Source organism: Pseudomonas sp. MH9.2 (genome assembly GCF_034353875.1).
Taxonomy (GTDB): domain Bacteria; phylum Pseudomonadota; class Gammaproteobacteria; order Pseudomonadales; family Pseudomonadaceae; genus Aquipseudomonas.
The window spans coordinates 2,852,010-2,868,749 of sequence record NZ_CP133784.1 but is presented as its reverse complement, the minus strand read 5'-3'; the positions used below and the strand labels follow the sequence as shown (position 1 = coordinate 2,868,749).

At 59.7% G+C, this 16,740-nt stretch carries 19 protein-coding genes; 8 read left to right on the top strand and 11 right to left on the bottom strand.

The features are described from left to right. Nucleotides 1-12: 12 nt before the first annotated feature. The 4 genes from RHM55_RS13510 to RHM55_RS13495 form a co-directional block, all read right to left on the bottom strand. On the bottom strand, nucleotides 13-1,044 hold the full coding sequence (locus RHM55_RS13510; protein ID WP_322176890.1) for a hydrolase: 1,032 nt from the start codon (nucleotides 1,042-1,044) through the stop codon (nucleotides 13-15). Between the two features lie 196 nt (nucleotides 1,045-1,240). Continuing rightward, a complete protein-coding gene (gene rsmD / locus RHM55_RS13505; RefSeq protein ID WP_322176889.1) occupies nucleotides 1,241-1,840 on the bottom strand; it encodes a 16S rRNA (guanine(966)-N(2))-methyltransferase RsmD in 600 nt (199 codons plus the stop codon). Then, nucleotides 1,840-3,351, bottom strand: a complete 1,512-nt coding sequence (locus tag RHM55_RS13500; protein ID WP_322176888.1) for a pitrilysin family protein — start codon at nucleotides 3,349-3,351, stop codon at nucleotides 1,840-1,842. Before RHM55_RS13500 ends, rsmD begins: the two co-directional genes overlap by 1 nt. After that, on the bottom strand, nucleotides 3,344-4,699 hold the full coding sequence (locus RHM55_RS13495; RefSeq protein WP_322176887.1) for a pitrilysin family protein: 1,356 nt from the start codon (nucleotides 4,697-4,699) through the stop codon (nucleotides 3,344-3,346). The genes RHM55_RS13500 and RHM55_RS13495 overlap by 8 nt, the downstream gene beginning before the upstream one ends. Nucleotides 4,700-4,987: 288 nt before the next feature. On the opposite strand from RHM55_RS13495, the gene ftsY reads away from it, so the two are divergent. The 4 genes from ftsY to rpoH all read left to right on the top strand — a co-directional run bounded on the left by ftsY (nucleotide 4,988) and on the right by rpoH (nucleotide 9,058). Then, a complete protein-coding gene (gene ftsY / locus RHM55_RS13490; RefSeq protein ID WP_322176886.1) occupies nucleotides 4,988-6,397 on the top strand; it encodes a signal recognition particle-docking protein FtsY in 1,410 nt (469 codons plus the stop codon). After that, entirely contained in the window at nucleotides 6,394-7,062 is a 669-nt protein-coding gene (gene ftsE / locus RHM55_RS13485) for a cell division ATP-binding protein FtsE (protein ID WP_219062857.1), read from the top strand. The genes ftsY and ftsE overlap by 4 nt, the downstream gene beginning before the upstream one ends. Continuing rightward, nucleotides 7,059-8,087, top strand: coding sequence for a permease-like cell division protein FtsX (gene ftsX, locus RHM55_RS13480; protein ID WP_322176885.1), 1,029 nt, complete (start codon nucleotides 7,059-7,061; stop codon nucleotides 8,085-8,087). Before ftsE ends, ftsX begins: the two co-directional genes overlap by 4 nt. Nucleotides 8,088-8,200: 113 nt before the next feature. Beyond that, entirely contained in the window at nucleotides 8,201-9,058 is an 858-nt protein-coding gene (rpoH, locus tag RHM55_RS13475) for an RNA polymerase sigma factor RpoH (protein ID WP_219062854.1), read from the top strand. Nucleotides 9,059-9,161: 103 nt separating this feature from the next. On the opposite strand, the gene mtgA is transcribed toward rpoH, so the two are convergent. Then, nucleotides 9,162-9,872 carry a monofunctional biosynthetic peptidoglycan transglycosylase gene (gene mtgA, locus RHM55_RS13470; RefSeq protein WP_322182926.1) on the bottom strand — a complete coding sequence of 237 codons (711 nt, stop codon included), beginning with the start codon at nucleotides 9,870-9,872 and terminating at the stop codon, nucleotides 9,162-9,164. An 81-nt stretch (nucleotides 9,873-9,953) separates the two neighbouring features. Here mtgA and RHM55_RS13465 point away from each other — a divergent pair, with 81 nt between their 5' ends. The 4 genes from RHM55_RS13465 (at nucleotide 9,954) to trmB (ending at nucleotide 12,264) form a co-directional block, all read left to right on the top strand. Beyond that, on the top strand, nucleotides 9,954-10,331 hold the full coding sequence (locus tag RHM55_RS13465; protein WP_322176884.1) for a DUF423 domain-containing protein: 378 nt from the start codon (nucleotides 9,954-9,956) through the stop codon (nucleotides 10,329-10,331). Between the two features lie 114 nt (nucleotides 10,332-10,445). After that, nucleotides 10,446-10,646, top strand: a complete 201-nt coding sequence (thiS, locus tag RHM55_RS13460; RefSeq protein WP_322182924.1) for a sulfur carrier protein ThiS — start codon at nucleotides 10,446-10,448, stop codon at nucleotides 10,644-10,646. Between the two features lie 78 nt (nucleotides 10,647-10,724). Beyond that, entirely contained in the window at nucleotides 10,725-11,519 is a 795-nt protein-coding gene (locus RHM55_RS13455; RefSeq protein WP_219062850.1) for a thiazole synthase, read from the top strand. Between the two features lie 97 nt (nucleotides 11,520-11,616). Next, nucleotides 11,617-12,264, top strand: coding sequence for a tRNA (guanosine(46)-N7)-methyltransferase TrmB (gene trmB / locus RHM55_RS13450; protein ID WP_322182922.1), 648 nt, complete (start codon nucleotides 11,617-11,619; stop codon nucleotides 12,262-12,264). 76 nt (nucleotides 12,265-12,340) lie between these two features. On the opposite strand, the gene RHM55_RS13445 is transcribed toward trmB, so the two are convergent. From RHM55_RS13445 to metX, 6 genes are read right to left on the bottom strand one after another with little or no spacing between them, the layout of a single operon-like run. Next, nucleotides 12,341-12,664: a DUF3392 domain-containing protein gene (locus RHM55_RS13445; RefSeq protein ID WP_322176883.1), complete on the bottom strand. Its 324-nt coding sequence runs from the start codon at nucleotides 12,662-12,664 to the stop codon at nucleotides 12,341-12,343. A gap of 9 nt (nucleotides 12,665-12,673) precedes the next feature. Beyond that, nucleotides 12,674-13,903: a radical SAM family heme chaperone HemW gene (gene hemW, locus RHM55_RS13440; protein WP_322176882.1), complete on the bottom strand. Its 1,230-nt coding sequence runs from the start codon at nucleotides 13,901-13,903 to the stop codon at nucleotides 12,674-12,676. After that, nucleotides 13,900-14,496: an RdgB/HAM1 family non-canonical purine NTP pyrophosphatase gene (gene rdgB / locus RHM55_RS13435; protein ID WP_322176881.1), complete on the bottom strand. Its 597-nt coding sequence runs from the start codon at nucleotides 14,494-14,496 to the stop codon at nucleotides 13,900-13,902. Before rdgB ends, hemW begins: the two co-directional genes overlap by 4 nt. Next, entirely contained in the window at nucleotides 14,493-14,927 is a 435-nt protein-coding gene (locus tag RHM55_RS13430; RefSeq protein ID WP_322176880.1) for a DUF4426 domain-containing protein, read from the bottom strand. Before RHM55_RS13430 ends, rdgB begins: the two co-directional genes overlap by 4 nt. A gap of 23 nt (nucleotides 14,928-14,950) precedes the next feature. Next, nucleotides 14,951-15,571 (bottom strand): methionine biosynthesis protein MetW, encoded by a 621-nt coding sequence (gene metW, locus RHM55_RS13425; protein WP_322176879.1) that lies wholly within the window; start codon nucleotides 15,569-15,571, stop codon nucleotides 14,951-14,953. Between the two features lie 7 nt (nucleotides 15,572-15,578). Then, entirely contained in the window at nucleotides 15,579-16,718 is a 1,140-nt protein-coding gene (gene metX / locus RHM55_RS13420) for a homoserine O-succinyltransferase MetX (protein ID WP_322176878.1), read from the bottom strand. Between the last annotated feature and the right edge of the window lie 22 nt (nucleotides 16,719-16,740).

Sequence of the window (16,740 nt, the reverse complement as noted above, 5' to 3'; positions counted from 1 at the left end):
GAAGTCTGTCACTTACCCCAAAGCGGTGGCCGAACGATGGGCAGTGCTCAACCACAGTGGAATGCGCCGCTCTAGGTAATAGCTCGGGTTTTTCAGCGACCCGTCAACGAACCCGACGTGACCGCCTCGGGCTTGCAGTTCGAAGTGGGTGCTGGACGACAGCTCGTCGGCTTCTGGCAGGCTGTGGGGGAATACGAAAGGATCGTCGGCGGCGTGGATGATCAGCGTGGGCGTACGAATCTCACCCAGGAAGTACCGGCTGGAAGCGCGACGGTAATAATCCTCGGCGTCGGCAAAACCATTCAAGGGCGCGGTGACCCGGCCATCAAAATCCCAGAAGGTGCGCATGTTCTCCAGCGAGCCGAGTGCCGCCAGTTCCGCGAGGCCTTCGCTGAGTCCTTCGTGCTGAAAGCGCCGCTGCTTGTCTTTGATGTACACCAGCATTTCACGCATGAAATGTGCTTGGTATACCTTGGAGAAGCCTTGGCCAATGCGGTCGGCACACTGGTCCAGACGGAACGGCACCGACACGGCAACGGCTCCTTGCAGCAAGCTGTTGCTGCCCACTTCGCCCAAGTGCTTGAGCAGCACATTGCCGCCCAGCGAATAGCCCACCGCATACAACGGCGCCAAGGGTCGCAGGGTGCGCAGATGGGCAATGACGCTGGCGAGGTCTTCACTGGCGCCGGAGTGGTAGCTGCGTGGCAAAAGATTGGGTTCGCCAGAGCAACCACGCCAGTTCAACGCCACGCTGGCCCAGCCTTGGAGGGCCAGAGCCTGCTGCAAACCCACCACGTAAGGCGAGTTCGACGAGCCGGTCAGACCGTGCAACACCAGGACCAAAGGCGTGTCTGCCTCATGCGGGCCGTGCCAGTCCATATCCAGAAAGTCGCCGTCGGCCAACCAAATACGTTCACGCGGGCGTTCAAGCTTTGCTTTTTTTCGCCACAAGGGGCCCCACAGCGTTTGCAGGTGCGGGTTAGCCAGTCCTAAAGCGGGAATGAACGGGTCTGGAAGCGTGGTCGTAGCAAGTTGGATAGGCACGTTCGAACTCGTCGGCAATTCACGTTTACTGCATAAACGCTACGTTGCCACAACTGCGGACAGGCGTGCCGGAGTTTTTCTTCAGCGGTAGGGTTGAAGCCTACTGTGTGTCACTCATGACGCCTTCGCCAATGAATCCACCCCACGCAGACCTTGCGGGTTCTGCGGGAGTGAATGCATATGGCTGGCACCGCGATCAGGCGTCTACCTCGGTACTCCGCTGCCATAGCGCGTAATACACCTGCCCGGCTTTCTTCTCCCGGTGCAGGCGCCAGTTGCCTGGCAAACCGACAGACGACGGCGGGATTTCGCTTTCCGTGTAAATCCAGGCGTTGTCAGCCAGCCAATGACGCTCTTCAAGAAGGGCGCAGGCGGCAGGCAGCAGGTTCTGGTGGAAGGGCGGGTCGAGAAAGACCAGATCGAACTGGGCAGGCGTCTGGGTTTCCAGATAACGCAGGCTGTCGGTATGTGATACCTGGCCAACCGTGCACCCGAGCATGTCCAGGTTCCGTCGCAGGCTGGCGAGGGCCTCTGCGTTATTGTCCAGCGCCAGGGCCATGCCCGCGCCGCGCGACAGGGCTTCCAGGTAAAGCGCGCCGCTGCCGGTGAATACGTCGAGTACGTGCGCGCCTTCGATGTGCGTTGCGAGCCAGTTAAACAGCGTTTCGCGCACGCGGTCCGGCGTTGGACGCAGGCCTGGAGCGTCGGGGAAGGTCAGGCGACGGCTACCCCATTCGCCACCGATGATGCGCAGTTGACCCAGGCCGTTATGGCCCTTTGGTCTTGGATTGGCCATTAGTGCTCCGGGACCCCGAGAGGTTGCTGAGTAGGTTTGTCAGTAGGGGGTGGCAACGGCTTTTGCGGCACCGTCGGGCCCGCGGTGACGATCACCATCTTATCCGCGCTCAGGTGCTTGTTCATGGCAGCTTTGACTTGCTCGACCGTCACGTTTTGCGCCTGTTGCATAAAGTCTTCCAGGTACGTCAGCGGCAGGTCGTAGAAACCAATCGCACCTAGCTGACCAACGATATCGGCGTTGCTGGCCGTGGACAGGGGGAAGCTGCCGGACAATTCACGCTTGGCGTCGTCCAGTTCTTTCTGGGTCGGGCCTGTGATGAGGAAGTCACGCACGATGTCCTGAACCAGCTTCAGGGTATTTTCGCTGAGTTCGGCGCGGGTTTGCAGGGTGATCATGAACGGGCCTGGCACCTGCATCGGGGTGAAACCCGATGAAACGCCATAGGTCAGGCCACGTTTTTCCCGCACTTCCGTCATCAAACGACTGCCGAAGCCGCCACCGCCGAGTACCGAGTTGCCGAGTGTCAGCGCGACGAAATCCGGGTCGTTACGTTCGATCCCCAGTTGCGCGAGCATCAAGTGCGTTTGCTTGGACGCGAACTCGATGTGGGTTTCACCGGCTTTAGGATCGACCGGTTGTTCGATTTTCGGCAGCGCCGGGCCTTTAGGCAGGGCAGAGGAAACCTGGGCAGCAATCGCTTCTGCTTCGGATCGGGACAGGTCGCCGACCAATGCGATCACCGCATTGCCTGCGGCATAGGCTTTGGCGTGGAAGGCCTTGAGCTGCGCGATGCTAATAGGTGAAATGCTTTTGGCCGTCCCTTCGCTCGGGTGCGCATAAGGGTGGTCGCCATAGAGACGCTTGAACAACTCATTGCCCGCGAGTTTGCCGGGGTTTTGTTTCTGGTATTCGAAGCCGGCCAGCAACTGGTTCTTGATCCGCGCCAGTGAGTCGGCAGGGAATGTCGGTTTACCGACGACTTGGGCAAATAGCTTCAGCGCCGGCTCGCGCTTGTCCACGGCGCTCAGGCTGCGCAGGGAGGTCACTGCCATGTCGCGGTAAGCGCCGTTGCTGAAATCAGCGCCCAAGCCTTCGAAGCCCTCGGCGATGGCGCCCACATTCTTCCCGGCCACGCCTTCATTGAGCATGGCGTTGGTCAGTACGGCGATGCCGGGGGTGCTTCGATCCTGACTGCTGCCGGCGGCGTAGGTCAGGCGCAAGTTGAACATCGGTAATTCACGCGCTTCGACGAACATCACCTTGGCGCCTTCGGCAGTTTTCCAGGTCTGGATGTTCAAGGTGCGCCGTGCTGGCGGTTTGCCGTCGAGTTCTTTGAGCGATTGCAGGTTGTTGTCAGGGAGAGCCTGGACGGTGTCCTTCAGCGTGGTGCTGTCAGGTGCGATGCTTTCAGCCTCGGCCTGGGGAGCGATAAAGGCGCCGAGCATGACCACCAGCCCCAAGGCTCCCAGGCCAAGTAGCCCATAACGTGGACCCTTGTGCTCACTCATGTGCAGTCTCCTCGGGCAAAACGTGCGCAACGCTGAGACGTTCGCGGATGAAATAGGTGCGGGCGGCTTTCTGGATATCGGCCGGGGTCACGCTTTTAAGTGCGTCCAGTTCTTCGTCCATCAGCTTCCACGACAAGCCGACGGTTTCCAGTTCGCCGATCGTGCTGGCCTGGCTGGTAATCGAATCGCGCTGGTAGACCAGGCTGGCAATCACTTGCGCCCGAACCCGTTCCAACTCTTCATTGGACGGCGGCGTGGTTTTCAGCTCATTCAACAGGCGCCAGATACCGGCTTCAACATCGGCCAGGTTTTTTTTCTTCTGCGTGTTAGGGGTTGCGCTGAGCATGAACAGGCTATCGCCACGGCTGTAGGCGTCGTAACTCGACGAGGCGCCTGAAACCAGCTCTTCGCCTCGCTCCAGACGGGTCGGAATGCGTGCGCTGTAGCCGCCGTCAAGCAGGGCGGAAATCAGGCGCAGCGCATTGACCGAGCGTGGATCCGCAGCGGTGGACAGGCTGGGTACGTTGAAACCGTACATAAGGCTCGGCAATTGAGTCTGTACGTGCAGGGTGATTTTGCGTTCGCCGGGCTCAGCCAGCTCCAGCGGGGCTTTCGACGGTGGTACGTCGCGCCGCTGGATCGGCCCGAAATAACGTTGCGCCAGGGCTTTTACGTCGTCGGGCTGCACGTCGCCGACCACCACCAAGGTGGCGTTGTTCGGCACGTACCAGGCTTCGTACCAATGACGAAGCTCCTCAACCTTCATCCGGTCCAGGTCTGCCATCCAGCCGATGGTCGGCGTGTGGTAACCGCTGGCGGGGTAGGCCATGGCCTGGAAGCGCTCATAGGCTTTGGCGCTGGGCTTGTCGTCAGTGCGCAGGCGGCGTTCTTCCTTGATGACTTCAATTTCGCGGCTGAATTCTTCAGGGGGCAGAAGCAGGCTGGCCATGCGATCGGCTTCCAGCTCGAAGGCTACTCCCAGGCGATCACGGGCCAAAACCTGGTAATACGCGGTGTAGTCGTCGCTGGTGAACGCGTTTTCTTCAGCGCCCAGATCACGCAAAATCAGTGAAGCCTGGCCTGGCCCCACGTTTTTGCTGCCTTTGAACATCATGTGTTCCAGGGCATGGGACAAACCGGTCTGGCCAGGGGTTTCATAGCTGGAACCGACTTTGTACCAGACCTGCGAAACCACCACGGGCGCGCGATGGTCTTCGCGGACGATGATTTTCAGGCCATTGTCCAGGGTGAATTCGTGAGTAGGTTGCGGGTCTGCAGCCAATGCTGACAGTGGCAGACACACTGTGCTGAGTAGCAGGCCTGCGGCACGGCGGGCTAGAGCATTCATTCGTTTTGAACCTGTTAGGCGGCCTGCTTGAACTTAGCGTCGGCGGGCGCGGGGGTGTTAGGATACGGGTCCGTGTGGCCGGCGGCCACGGCTAGAATGGTTACATGAACTATTGGTCCTGGTCTGGCACGGTTGAAACGGGCTGAAATGACGTTTTTGTACCGGTGAACGCCTACAATTTCGGGGCTGCGGATGAACAAGCCGGGTCAAAAGCAGTCTGTTTTGCATTGACAGAATTTTCCTGAGGCGCCGCTTTGGCGCGTCGCTACCTTGAGATAGCCGTCCTCCATGTTTGGTTCCAACGACGACAAGAAGACCCCAGCTCCGGCTGCAGAGAAAAAAGGCCTGTTCGGATGGCTGCGCAAAAAGCCGCAGGAAACCGTTGCCGAGCAGCCACAAAACCTACCCACAGCAGCGCCTGAGGTGGTCATCGACCACGCGCCAGTCGCTGTTGAGCCACAACTCGCGCCGCAATCGGCTCCAGAGCCTCAGCCTTGGCTGATATTACCGGTGGCCGAAGAGTCCGTGGCGCTGATCGATGAGCTTGAGCCTCACGTGACGCCGCCGATTCCGGCGCACAGCGTGCCGGATGTGCAGCCGATGCCCGCCGAGCTGGCGCCTGTGGCTGTGGCTGTGCCTGAGCTGATTGTCGTGCCAGTGCCCGTTTCGGCACCGGCACCCCAGTCGGTCGCGCGAGTGGCTGAAGTTGCTCCTGCTCCCGTTTCCGTGCCTGCTCCGGTCACCCCGACAGCCACAGAAGCCAGTAAAGCCGGCTTTTTCGCTCGTCTCAAGCAAGGTTTGTCGAAAACCAGCGCCAGTCTGGGCGAGGGCATGGCCAGCCTGTTCCTCGGCAAGAAGCTGATCGACGATGACCTGCTCGAAGAGATCGAAACCCGGCTGCTGACCGCCGATGTGGGCGTCGATGCGACAGCGGTGATTATTCAAAGCCTGACCCAGAAGGTCGCGCGCAAGCAGCTGACCGACAGCGACGCTCTGTATAAGTCGTTGCAGGCTGAACTGACGGCCTTGCTCAAGCCCGTCGAGAAGCCATTGGTCATCGCCGGGCAGAACAAGCCGTTCGTGATCCTAGTGGTGGGCGTCAATGGCGCAGGCAAAACAACGACCATCGGCAAGCTGGCGAAAAAGCTCCAGCTCGAAGGTAAAAAAGTCATGCTCGCCGCCGGTGACACCTTCCGCGCGGCAGCGGTGGAGCAGCTGCAGGTCTGGGGTGAGCGCAATCACATTCCAGTCATCGCCCAGCACACCGGCGCGGATTCGGCTTCGGTGATCTTTGACGCGGTGCAGGCGGCCAAGGCTCGCGGCATTGATGTGCTGATCGCCGACACCGCGGGTCGGCTCCACACCAAAGACAACCTGATGGAAGAACTGAAAAAAGTTCGCCGGGTCATCGGCAAGCTCGACGCCGACGCGCCGCATGAAGTGCTGTTGGTGCTGGACGCGGGCACTGGGCAGAACGCAATCAATCAGGCCAAGCAGTTCAATCAGACCGTGACCTTGACCGGTCTGGCCCTGACCAAACTCGACGGTACCGCCAAAGGGGGTGTGATCTTCGCCCTGGCCAAGCAGTTTGGTCTGCCGATTCGGTATATCGGCGTGGGTGAAGGCATCGACGATTTGCGTACTTTTGAAGCTGAACCCTTTGTTCAAGCTCTGTTCGCCGAGCGGGAGCGCACATGATTCGTTTCGAACAGGTCGGTAAACGCTATCCGAACGGACACGTCGGCTTGCATGAGCTGAGCTTTCGAGTACGTCGTGGCGAGTTTTTGTTTGTCACCGGCCATTCTGGCGCCGGCAAAAGCACTCTGTTGCGCTTGCTCCTGGCCATGGAACGCCCGACCACCGGCAAATTGTTGCTGGCCGGTCAGGATCTGGGCCAGATCAGTACCTCGCAAATCCCGTTTCTGCGTCGTCAGATAGGCGTGGTGTTCCAGAATCACCAGCTACTGTTCGACCGTACGGTGTTCAATAACATCGCCTTGCCACTGCAGATTCTTGGCTTGTCCAAGGCGGAAATCACCAAGCGCGTCGATTCGGCCCTGGAGCGCGTGGCGCTCTCGGATAAAACCGATCTGTACCCCGGTGACTTATCCACAGGCCAGCAACAGCGGGTCGGCATCGCTCGGGCCATCGTCCACCGTCCGGCGTTACTGCTGGCGGATGAACCCACCGGTAACCTTGACCCACGTCTGGCAGCGGAAATCATGGGTGTATTCGAAGATATCAACCGTTTGGGCACCAGTGTGCTGATCGCCAGCCATGACCTGGCGTTGATTGCGCGCATGCGTCATCGCATGCTGACGCTCCAGCGTGGTCGCTTGATTGGCGACGGGGAGGCCGTATGAGCGCGACACGCAGCCCTAAAGTGTCGGAGCGTGTCGCGCCCAAGGCGGCCGAACCGCAACCGCAGAAAAAGAAAAAGCCTGGTGACGACGATGACGGTCCAGACTTCAGCACCTTGCTGCATGCCTGGCTGGAAGCGCACCGCTCCAGCGTGCTCGACAGCGTGCGCCGTTTGGGCAAACAGCCGATTGGCAGCTTCTTTACCTGTCTGGTGATGGCCATCGCCTTGAGCCTGCCCATGGGTTTATCGCTGCTGTTGAACAACGTCGAGCGATTGGGCGGTTCGTGGCAGCGTGCAGCACAGATTTCGCTTTACCTGGAGCTGAACGCCAGCGCCAGTGAGGGCAACGCCCTGAGCGAGCAGATCAAGCGGATGCCCGGCGTGGCAGAGGCCGAATACATCAGCAAGGATCAGGCTCTGGTTGAGTTTCAGCAGCAATCCGGGCTTGGCGAAGCGTTGAAGGAGTTGCCACAGAACCCGCTTCCGGGCGTTGTACTGGTGACGCCGAATGAAGTGGATAAGCCTGCTTTGGAAGCACTGCGCACGCGTCTGGCAGAGTTGCCGAAGGTGCAGCAGGCTCAGCTTGATCTAGTATGGGTTGAGCGTCTGGCTGCGATCCTCAAGCTGGGCGACCGTTTTGTTTTTGGTCTGACCGTCCTGCTGGTGCTCGCGCTGCTGCTGGTAATTGGTAACACGATACGTCTGCATATCGAGAACCGCCGCGTCGAGATCGAGGTGATCAAACTGGTAGGCGGTACTGACGCCTACGTGCGTCGGCCTTTTCTGTATATGGGCGCGCTGTATGGCCTGGGGGCCGGTTTTCTGTCCTGGGGCGTGCTCGCTTTTGGTCTAGACTGGCTCAACGATGCCGTAGTTGGGTTGGCGGGTCTGTACGGGAGCGACTTCTCTTTGGCGGGTGTGCCGCTTGCTGATGGCTTTTCGCTCTTGCTTGGAGCGGTATTGTTAGGGTATATCGGTGCTTGGATTGCAGTAGCACGCCACTTGAGAGAGCTGGCGCCTCGTTAGAATTATTTTTTAATATTGACGTTTTCAGCGGTTTAGGGAACTTGTCTAGTGGTTCCCGGTCAATTTCGCAGTGCTGAACTGCACGAGTTATGTGAGTCGGAGGTTTTTTTCGTATGACCACTTCTTTGCAACCTGTTTATGCATTAGCGGCCCCAGGCGCAAACCTGGAGGCCTACGTGCACACGGTCAACAGCATTCCATTGCTGACGCCCGAGCAGGAGCGTGAACTGGCCGAGAGTCTCTATTATGAGCAGGATCTAGGGGCGGCTCGGCAGATGGTGCTCGCCCACCTGCGTTTTGTGGTGCATATCGCACGCAGTTATTCCGGTTATGGCCTGGCACAGGCTGACCTGATCCAGGAAGGTAACGTTGGCCTGATGAAGGCCGTCAAACGCTTCAACCCGGAAATGGGTGTGCGCCTGGTGTCGTTCGCTGTGCACTGGATCAAAGCTGAAATTCATGAATTCATTCTGCGCAACTGGCGCATCGTCAAAGTCGCCACGACCAAGGCGCAGCGCAAGCTGTTCTTCAATCTGCGCAGCCAGAAAAAACGTCTGGCGTGGCTGAACAATGAAGAAGTCCATCGTGTGGCGGAAAGCCTCGGTGTAGAGCCGCGCGAAGTGCGCGAAATGGAAAGCCGCCTGACGGGCCACGACATGGCATTCGATCCGGCTGCCGAAGCGGACGATGACAGCGCCTTCCAGTCGCCTGCCAATTACCTGGAAGACCACCGTTACGACCCGGCCCGGCAGTTGGAAGATTCCGACTGGACCGATAACTCCACTGCCAATCTGCACCAGGCGCTGGATGTCCTTGATGACCGTAGCCGTGACATTCTTTATCAGCGCTGGTTGTCTGAGGAGAAGGCCACGTTGCATGACCTGGCGCAGAAGTACAACGTCTCCGCCGAGCGTATTCGTCAGCTGGAAAAGAGCGCGATGAACAAGCTCAAATTGTCGATCGCTGCGTAAACAGCTGCTCGACACAAAAAAACGCCCCGATCATGTGATCGGGGCGTTTTTTGTTGTGTCAGATAAGCGCGAAGGCGTCAGTCCAGACACCAACGATGCTGAATTAAAACTTCCGGCTGTGGTTCAAGCCCACCAGATATTCATCCCCACCCAACTGGCGCATCTGCTGGCGAATCCAGCCGGCACGGCGCGCCACGTAGCTATTGGGGTGGCTGGCGCTCCACTGGCGGGGATTGGGCAGCACGGCGGCGAGGTAGCTGGCCTGCTGCATCGAGAGCCCGCCAGCGCTCACGCCGAAGTGATGCCGCGCAGCCGCTTCGGCGCCAAACACGCCGTCGTCCCACTCGACGCTGTTGAGGTAAACCTCGAGAATTCGCTGCTTGGACCAGAACACCTCGATCAACCCGGTGAACCAGGCCTCCAACCCTTTGCGCAGCCAGCTACGGCCCGACCACAGGAACAGGTTCTTCGATACCTGCTGGCTCAGCGTACTGGCGCCGCGTACCGAGCCACCGAGTTCGTTATGGGCCAGCGCAGCCTGAATCGCGTCGACATCGAACCCCCAGTGCTCGGCGAATTTCTGGTCTTCACCCGCGATCACCGCCACTTTCAGGTCGTTGGAGATTTTGTCCCAGGGCTGCCAGGTGCGTTGCAGGTCGATAGGCTGGCCGTCGGTCCAGGACTCGATCTTGCGCTCGACCATCAGCGCGGTACCGGGTGGCGGCACCCAACGAAAGATCAATACCAGCACAACGCTGGCTGCTGCGAACCAGAACAGGGCTTTGACGACACGGTTGAAGAGGAAACGCAGCATAAGAGATGGCTTGGCCGGAGCAGTCGAGCGGGCCATTATACAGACCCTGCGCAATTGAATGATCGTTGACTGGAGTTTGAGATGTTTCGTGGCTTCTTGATGCTTGCTGCCTTTTTCGGTTTTACCGGCGTAGCCCTGGGTGCGTTTGCCGCTCACGGCCTGAAAAATCGCCTGAGCGCGGAGTATCTGGCGATTTTCCATACAGGTGTGATGTACCAGCTGGTCCACACCTTGGCCTTATTAGCCGTTGCATTGCTTGCCGTGCAGATCCCTGGCCGTTTGATGACGTGGGCGGGGATCTCGTTTGTCGTCGGTATTGTGTTGTTCTCTGGCAGCCTGTACCTGTTGACCCTGACCGGTGTCACCCGGCTTGGGATCATCACTCCGTTTGGTGGGCTGGCCTTCCTGATGGGCTGGCTGCTGCTGGGCCTGGCGGCATGGCGCCTGGGCACGGTCTAACATATTCGAGCCTGACCCCTAGGCTCCACTTGAGACGAATGGCGTGGCTTTGCCTTGGTCATACGTAATGATCGGGCTAGAATGCTGGCCCTTAAAATGATGGCTGCTTATCGCATGCACATTCAGTTGAACGGTGAATCCTTTGAACTGCCCGACGGTGAAACCGTCGCGGGGTTACTTATCCGTCTGGACCTGACCGGGCGTCGAGTGGCGGTCGAGCTCAATCAGGATATTGTCCCGCGCAGCCAGCACGTTTCCACGGCCCTGCGCGAAGGCGACCAGGTCGAAGTGGTGCACGCCATCGGTGGCGGCTAGGCCGCTTCAGTCGATCCAGCGGGTCGTCAGTCTTTCGATTCAAATCTGCAAGAACCTCAACCTTAAAGAGGATTTCCGATGAGCAACGTTCGCACCGACAAGCCTTTCACTCTGGCCGGTCGTACTTTCCAGTCGCGCCTGCTGGTTGGCACGGGCAAGTACCCGGACATGGAGTCCACGCGCCTGGCCATTGAAGCCTCGGGTGCCGAAATTGTCACCGTCGCCGTGCGTCGGACCAACCTTGGGCAGAACCCGGGTGAGCCGAACCTGCTCGACATCCTGCCGCCGGATCGCTACACCATCCTGCCGAACACCGCCGGTTGTTTCGACGCTATCGAAGCGGTGCGCACCTGCCGTCTGGCCCGTGAGCTGCTCGACGGTAAAAACCTGGTCAAGCTGGAAGTGTTGGCCGACCAGAAAACCCTGTTCCCGAACGTGATCGAAACCCTCAAGGCCGCCGAGATTCTGGTCAAAGATGGTTTCGACGTCATGGTCTACACCAGTGACGACCCGATTATTGCGCGCCAACTGGCGGAAATCGGCTGCATCGCGGTCATGCCGCTGGCAGGCCTGATCGGCACCGGTCTGGGTATCTGCAATCCCTACAACCTGCAGATCATCCTCGAAGAGGCCAAAGTGCCGGTTCTGGTCGATGCGGGCGTCGGTACTGCTTCCGATGCCACCATCGCCATGGAATTGGGCTGTGAGGCGGTGCTGATGAACTCGGCCATCGCCCATGCGCAAAATCCGGTGATGATGGCCGAAGCCATGAAGCACGCGATTGTCGCCGGTCGTCTGGCGTATCTCGCTGGCCGTATGCCCAAGAAACTCTATGCCAGCGCCTCCTCGCCGCTGGATGGTCTGATCAAGTAAGAGCCCGTTGATGACTGATTCGCACGTTTCCAACCCAGAGCCGTCTGTTCCCGAACAGGGCGAAGAGCGCCAACACCGTCGCATCAAGAGTTTCGTGATGCGCGCCGGACGTATGACCGAAGGCCAGCAACGCGGCCTCGATCAAGGCCGGCCGCTGTTCGTCTTGCCGCTGGCTGATGCGCCCGTGGATTTTGATCAGGTATTCGGTCGCTCGGCGCCACGTACCCTGGAAATCGGCTTCGGCATGGGCCATTCGCTGCTGGAAATGGCGGCAGCCTCGCTCGAGCACGATTTCATTGGCGTCGAAGTGCATCACCCGGGTGTGGGCGCGCTGCTGAATGGCGTGCTGACCCAGGGGCTGACAAACGTGCGCGTCTACGATTGCGATGCCATCGAAGTGCTCAACCGTTGCATTGCCGACAACAGCCTCGACCGTTTGATGCTGTTCTTCCCGGACCCGTGGCACAAAAGCCGTCACCACAAGCGCCGTATCGTTCAGCCGGAGTTCGCCGAGTTGGTGCGCAGCAAGCTCAAGGTCGGCGGCATTCTGCACATGGCCACCGATTGGGAACCCTATGCCGAGTACATGCTGGAAGTGATGAACGTCGCGCCGGGCTATCGCAACCAGGCCGAAGACGGAAAATGCGTACCTCGCCCAACCGAGCGCCCGATCACCAAGTTTGAACGTCGCGGTGAGCGGCTTGGGCATGGCGTGTGGGATTTGAAGTTCGAGAAGCTGGCGTAAAACCTGTAGGAGCGGGCTTGCATCCTTAAGGTCGTGCCGACCTTATCGCGGGTAAGCGCGCTCCTATAGGTGTTCTTTAGCGGCGATCCGCTACAACCCCAATCAAGATCAACACCACCAACAGCACAGGCGCAAGGCTGTAGTTGTTGAACTGGCTCAGCCCGCGGATAACCCATGGGGTGGCGTAGATCAGTGCCGCGCCGCTGCCGATTGTGCACAAAAGGGCCATGACGGGTACGCGCAACGCGCCCGCCAAGCCACCGATACGTCCTTCCAGCCAGCCTTTGATGTCGGCACCAAACAACACCAATAGACAACCGACCAACGCCAGGGCGATTTCGGAAAGGTTGCTGCGGCTCCAGCGCGAGACGGTGGCGAGCAGGTCGAGTACAAGGTCCATGCAAAGTCCTTAGGTCAAAAAATAGTGCAGCAAGTCATTGAGGAACAACTGGCCCCGGGCGCTGGCGACCAGGCGAGTCGGATCGGCGTCCAGAAGGCCGCGCTGCTCGGCCTGTTGCCGGGCGCTGGCCAGGGTGTCGAGGCTTAGACCGGTGCGCTCGCGAAATAGCTCCGCGTCGACGCCATTTGTCAGGCGCAGGGCATTCATCAGGAATTCGAAGGGCATTTCTTCGTTGCTGAGCAGCTTTTCGCCAGCCTTGAACGCCTTGTTCGGGTTCAGATAATCCTTGGGCAGGCGGGTCTTCCAGGTGCGTACGATGCGCCCGTCGGGATGGCTGAGCTTGCCATGCGCGCCGGCACCGATGCCGATGAAGTCGCCGAAGCTCCAGTAATTGAGGTTATGCCGCGCAGGTCTGCCGGGTTGGGCGTAGGCCGACACTTCGTATTGCGCATAACCGTGCTCGGCGAGCAACGCCTGTCCGGCTTCTTGAATGTCCCACAGGATGTCGTCCTCCGGCAGGCTCGGCGGCTGGTTCCAGAACACCGTGTTCGGTTCCAGCGTCAGTTGGTACCACGACAGATGCGTCGGCGCTAACGCGATGGCCTGGCGCAAATCGTTTAGTGCGTCTTCCTGCGACTGATCCGGCAAACCGTGCATCAAGTCCAGGTTGAAGTTATCGAAACCAGCCTGGCGCGCCATGTCGGCTGCGCGAATGGCTTCATCGCCATTGTGGATGCGGCCCAGCGCTTTGAGCTTCTCTTCCTGGAAACTCTGAATACCAATCGACAGCCGATTGATGCCAAGCCCGCGATACGCGCTGAATTTGGCTTGCTCAAAAGTGCCGGGGTTGGCTTCAAGGGTGATTTCGATGTCGCCGGCAAAACGGATGCGCTGTTCCACGCCCTTGAGCAGACGGCCCAGCGCGTTGGCGCTGAACAGGCTGGGCGTGCCGCCGCCGAAGAAAATCGAGCTCAGCTCGCGGCCATGAACGTGCCGCAGGTCTTGATCAAGGTCCGCCAGCAATGCGTCGACGTATTCCTGTTCGGGCAATACCGGGCTGGCCGTGTGCGAGTTGAAGTCGCAGTACGGGCATTTGCGCACGCACCACGGGATATGGATGTACAGCGCCAAGGGTGGCAGGTGTGGCAAGCCTGCCCTCGGGCTCTGGGTGGAAGGAGCGGCCGAGGAAAAACCGGTCTCACCCAGAAACAGCGGTTGTACGGGCGTATCCGGTGTCATTGCAGGCTCAAGCGCTGACGCAGCAACGCCATGGCGCGGGCGCGGTGGCTAAGCTGGTTTTTTTCCACGGGGCTGAGCTCTGCGCTCGAACAGTCACGCTCGGGCACCCAGAACAAAGGGTCGTAGCCGAAACCGTGTGCACCGCTTGCAGCGCTCAGGATGCGCCCGTGCCACAGGCCTTCGCAGATGATCGGCAGCGGATCATCTGCGTGCCGCACCAGTGCCAGAACACAGACGAATTGCGCGCCACGCTGGTCGGCGGGTACATCCTTCAACGCCTCCAGCAGCTTGGCGTTGTTCGCCGCATCGCCCTGGCCGTCGGCGTACCGGGCCGAATAAATGCCTGGCGCACCACCCAGAAAGTCCACGGCCAACCCGGAGTCGTCGGCCAGCGCCGGCAGTCCGGAAATCCGGGCGGCATTGCGCGCCTTGAGGATCGCGTTTTCGACGAATGACAGGCCGGTCTCTTCCGGCTCGACACTGCTGAACTCACCGATGGAACGCAGGTGCACGGAGTCACCAAGCATGGCCTGGAGTTCTTTCAGCTTGCCAGCGTTATGGCTGGCCAGAACAAGTTGCGTGAACGTCATCATTCGCCTGGAAACAGTTCCTGGTTAAAGCTGAAGCTGTTGGTCGCGCCACCAGCCTGAACATTGATAGTGAAAGTGAGGGTTTCTTGCTGCACGATCGGGAATTGCGCAATGTAATACACCGCGCCCTGATCGGTGATTTGCTTGAACGTCAGGGTGGTGCTGCGACCGGTCAGGTCTTTGACCGTGCCGGTGACGCTGGCGGCACTGGGCTTGTCGGCCTTGAGCACGGCGATGTTCATGACCCCCTGATTCTTGCTGCGCACGAGGCCGGAGGCCTTGGCAATGTCAGGCTGCAGGAAGCTGGACGTGAAGGCGCTGTAGTGCACCGTCACATCGCCAAATTTTTCCAGGCGTTCGGGCTTGGCGTAATCCGCGGCCATGGCCGGCAGGGCCAGGCATAGAGCACATAGAAACAGAGCTAAGCGACGCATGATCGTTCTCCTTGGGCAGTGATTCAAATCGCGATCCGGTGATCTTGCAGGCCAGGGCTGCTGACGCGGTAGATCCCGATCTCACCTAACAGATTAGGCCATAGCTTGCTGGCCCAGCCATGTCGATGTTGCTGATCGACGGCCAGCCGGTTGATGACGCGCGCTTTGCGGCCACGGCACAGCTCTTCGAAGTCGCCGAACGTACAGAAGTGTATGTTCGGCGTGTTGTACCAGGTATACGGCAGAAAGTCGGACACCGGCATCCGGCCCTTGCTGGCCAGGTACCAACGGCAGCGCCAGTGACCGAAGTTGGGGAAGGTGATGATGCACTGGCGACCGACCCGCAGCATCTCGTCGAGAATCCGGTCGGGGTAGTGCACGGCTTGCAGGGCCTGGGTCATGACTACGACATCGAAGCTGTTGCTGGCGAAGTTGCCGAGACCTTTGTCCAGATCCTGCTCGATGACGTTAACGCCCTTGGCGACGCAGTGAGCGATGTTATCGGCGTCGTTTTCCAGGCCGTAACCCGTGACTTGCTTGTGATCGCGCAGCCAGGCCAGCAGTTCGCCATCGCCGCAGCCGAGGTCGAGCACCCGGCTGCCGGCAGGGATCCAGTCTTGGATAATTTCCAGGTCGGCTCTCATGGTGTCCTCAGAGTGCAATTCGGTTCATGTAGCTGGTGAAGGCCTGCAAGTAGCGCGGGATCGGAATCAGAAAGGCGTCATGGCCTTGCGGAGCATCGATTTCCAGGTAGCAGACGTTCTTTTTCGCCGCCATCAGCGCATCCACCAGCTCCCGCGAACGGGCTGGCGAGAAGCGCCAGTCGGTGGTGAAGGAGATCACGCAGAAATCAGCCTTGGCCCCGGCAAAGGTCAGTGCCAGGTTGTCGCCGTGATTGGCGGCCGGGTCGAAGTAGTCCAGCGCCTTGGTCATCAGCAGGTAGGTGTTGGCATCGAAGCGCCCGGAGAACTCTTCGCCCTGATAGCGCAGGTAGCTTTCAACCTGGAACTCGACGCTGTGGAAGTCGTAGTTGAGTTTTTCGCTCTTCAGGCCACGCCCGAATTTCTCGCCCATCGAGTCATCGGACAGGTACGTGATGTGCCCGACCATGCGCGCCAGCATCAGGCCGCGCTTGGGGATCACACCGTATTCCTGGAAATAACCGCCATGAAAGTCCGGGTCGGACAGGATCGCCTGTCGCGCCACTTCATTGAAGGCGATGTTCTGCGCCGACAACTTGGGCGCCGATGCGATGGCCAGGCAGTGGCGGACCCGGTCCGGGTAGCTGATGGTCCACTGCAACGCCTGCATGCCGCCCAGGCTGCCACCGACCACGGCCGCCCATTGCTGGATGCCCAGGGTGTCGGCCAGGCGTGCCTGACTGTTGACCCAGTCTTCCACGGTCAGCACCGGGAAATCGGCGCCGAAAGGCTTGCCGGTCTCGGGATTGATGCTGCTGGGGCCGGTCGAGCCATTGCAGCCGCCAAGGTTGTTCAGGCTGACGACAAAGAACGTGTTGGTGTCGATAGGCTTGCCGGGACCGATGCAGCTGTCCCACCAACCGGGCTTGCGCTCATCGACGCTATGGAAGCCGGCCGCATGATGGTGCCCGGAGAGTGCATGGCAGATCAGCACGGCGTTGCTGGCGGCAGCATTGAGCTCGCCGTAGGTTTCGTAAATCAGGTCGTAGGCAGGCAGCGAACGACCGCACGCCAACGCTAGCGGCTCGCTGAAATGCACCAGTTGCGGCGTGACCAGACCAACAGAATCGTGGGGAAAGACCGTGGGCATCGACCCTGCTCTCGCATAAATG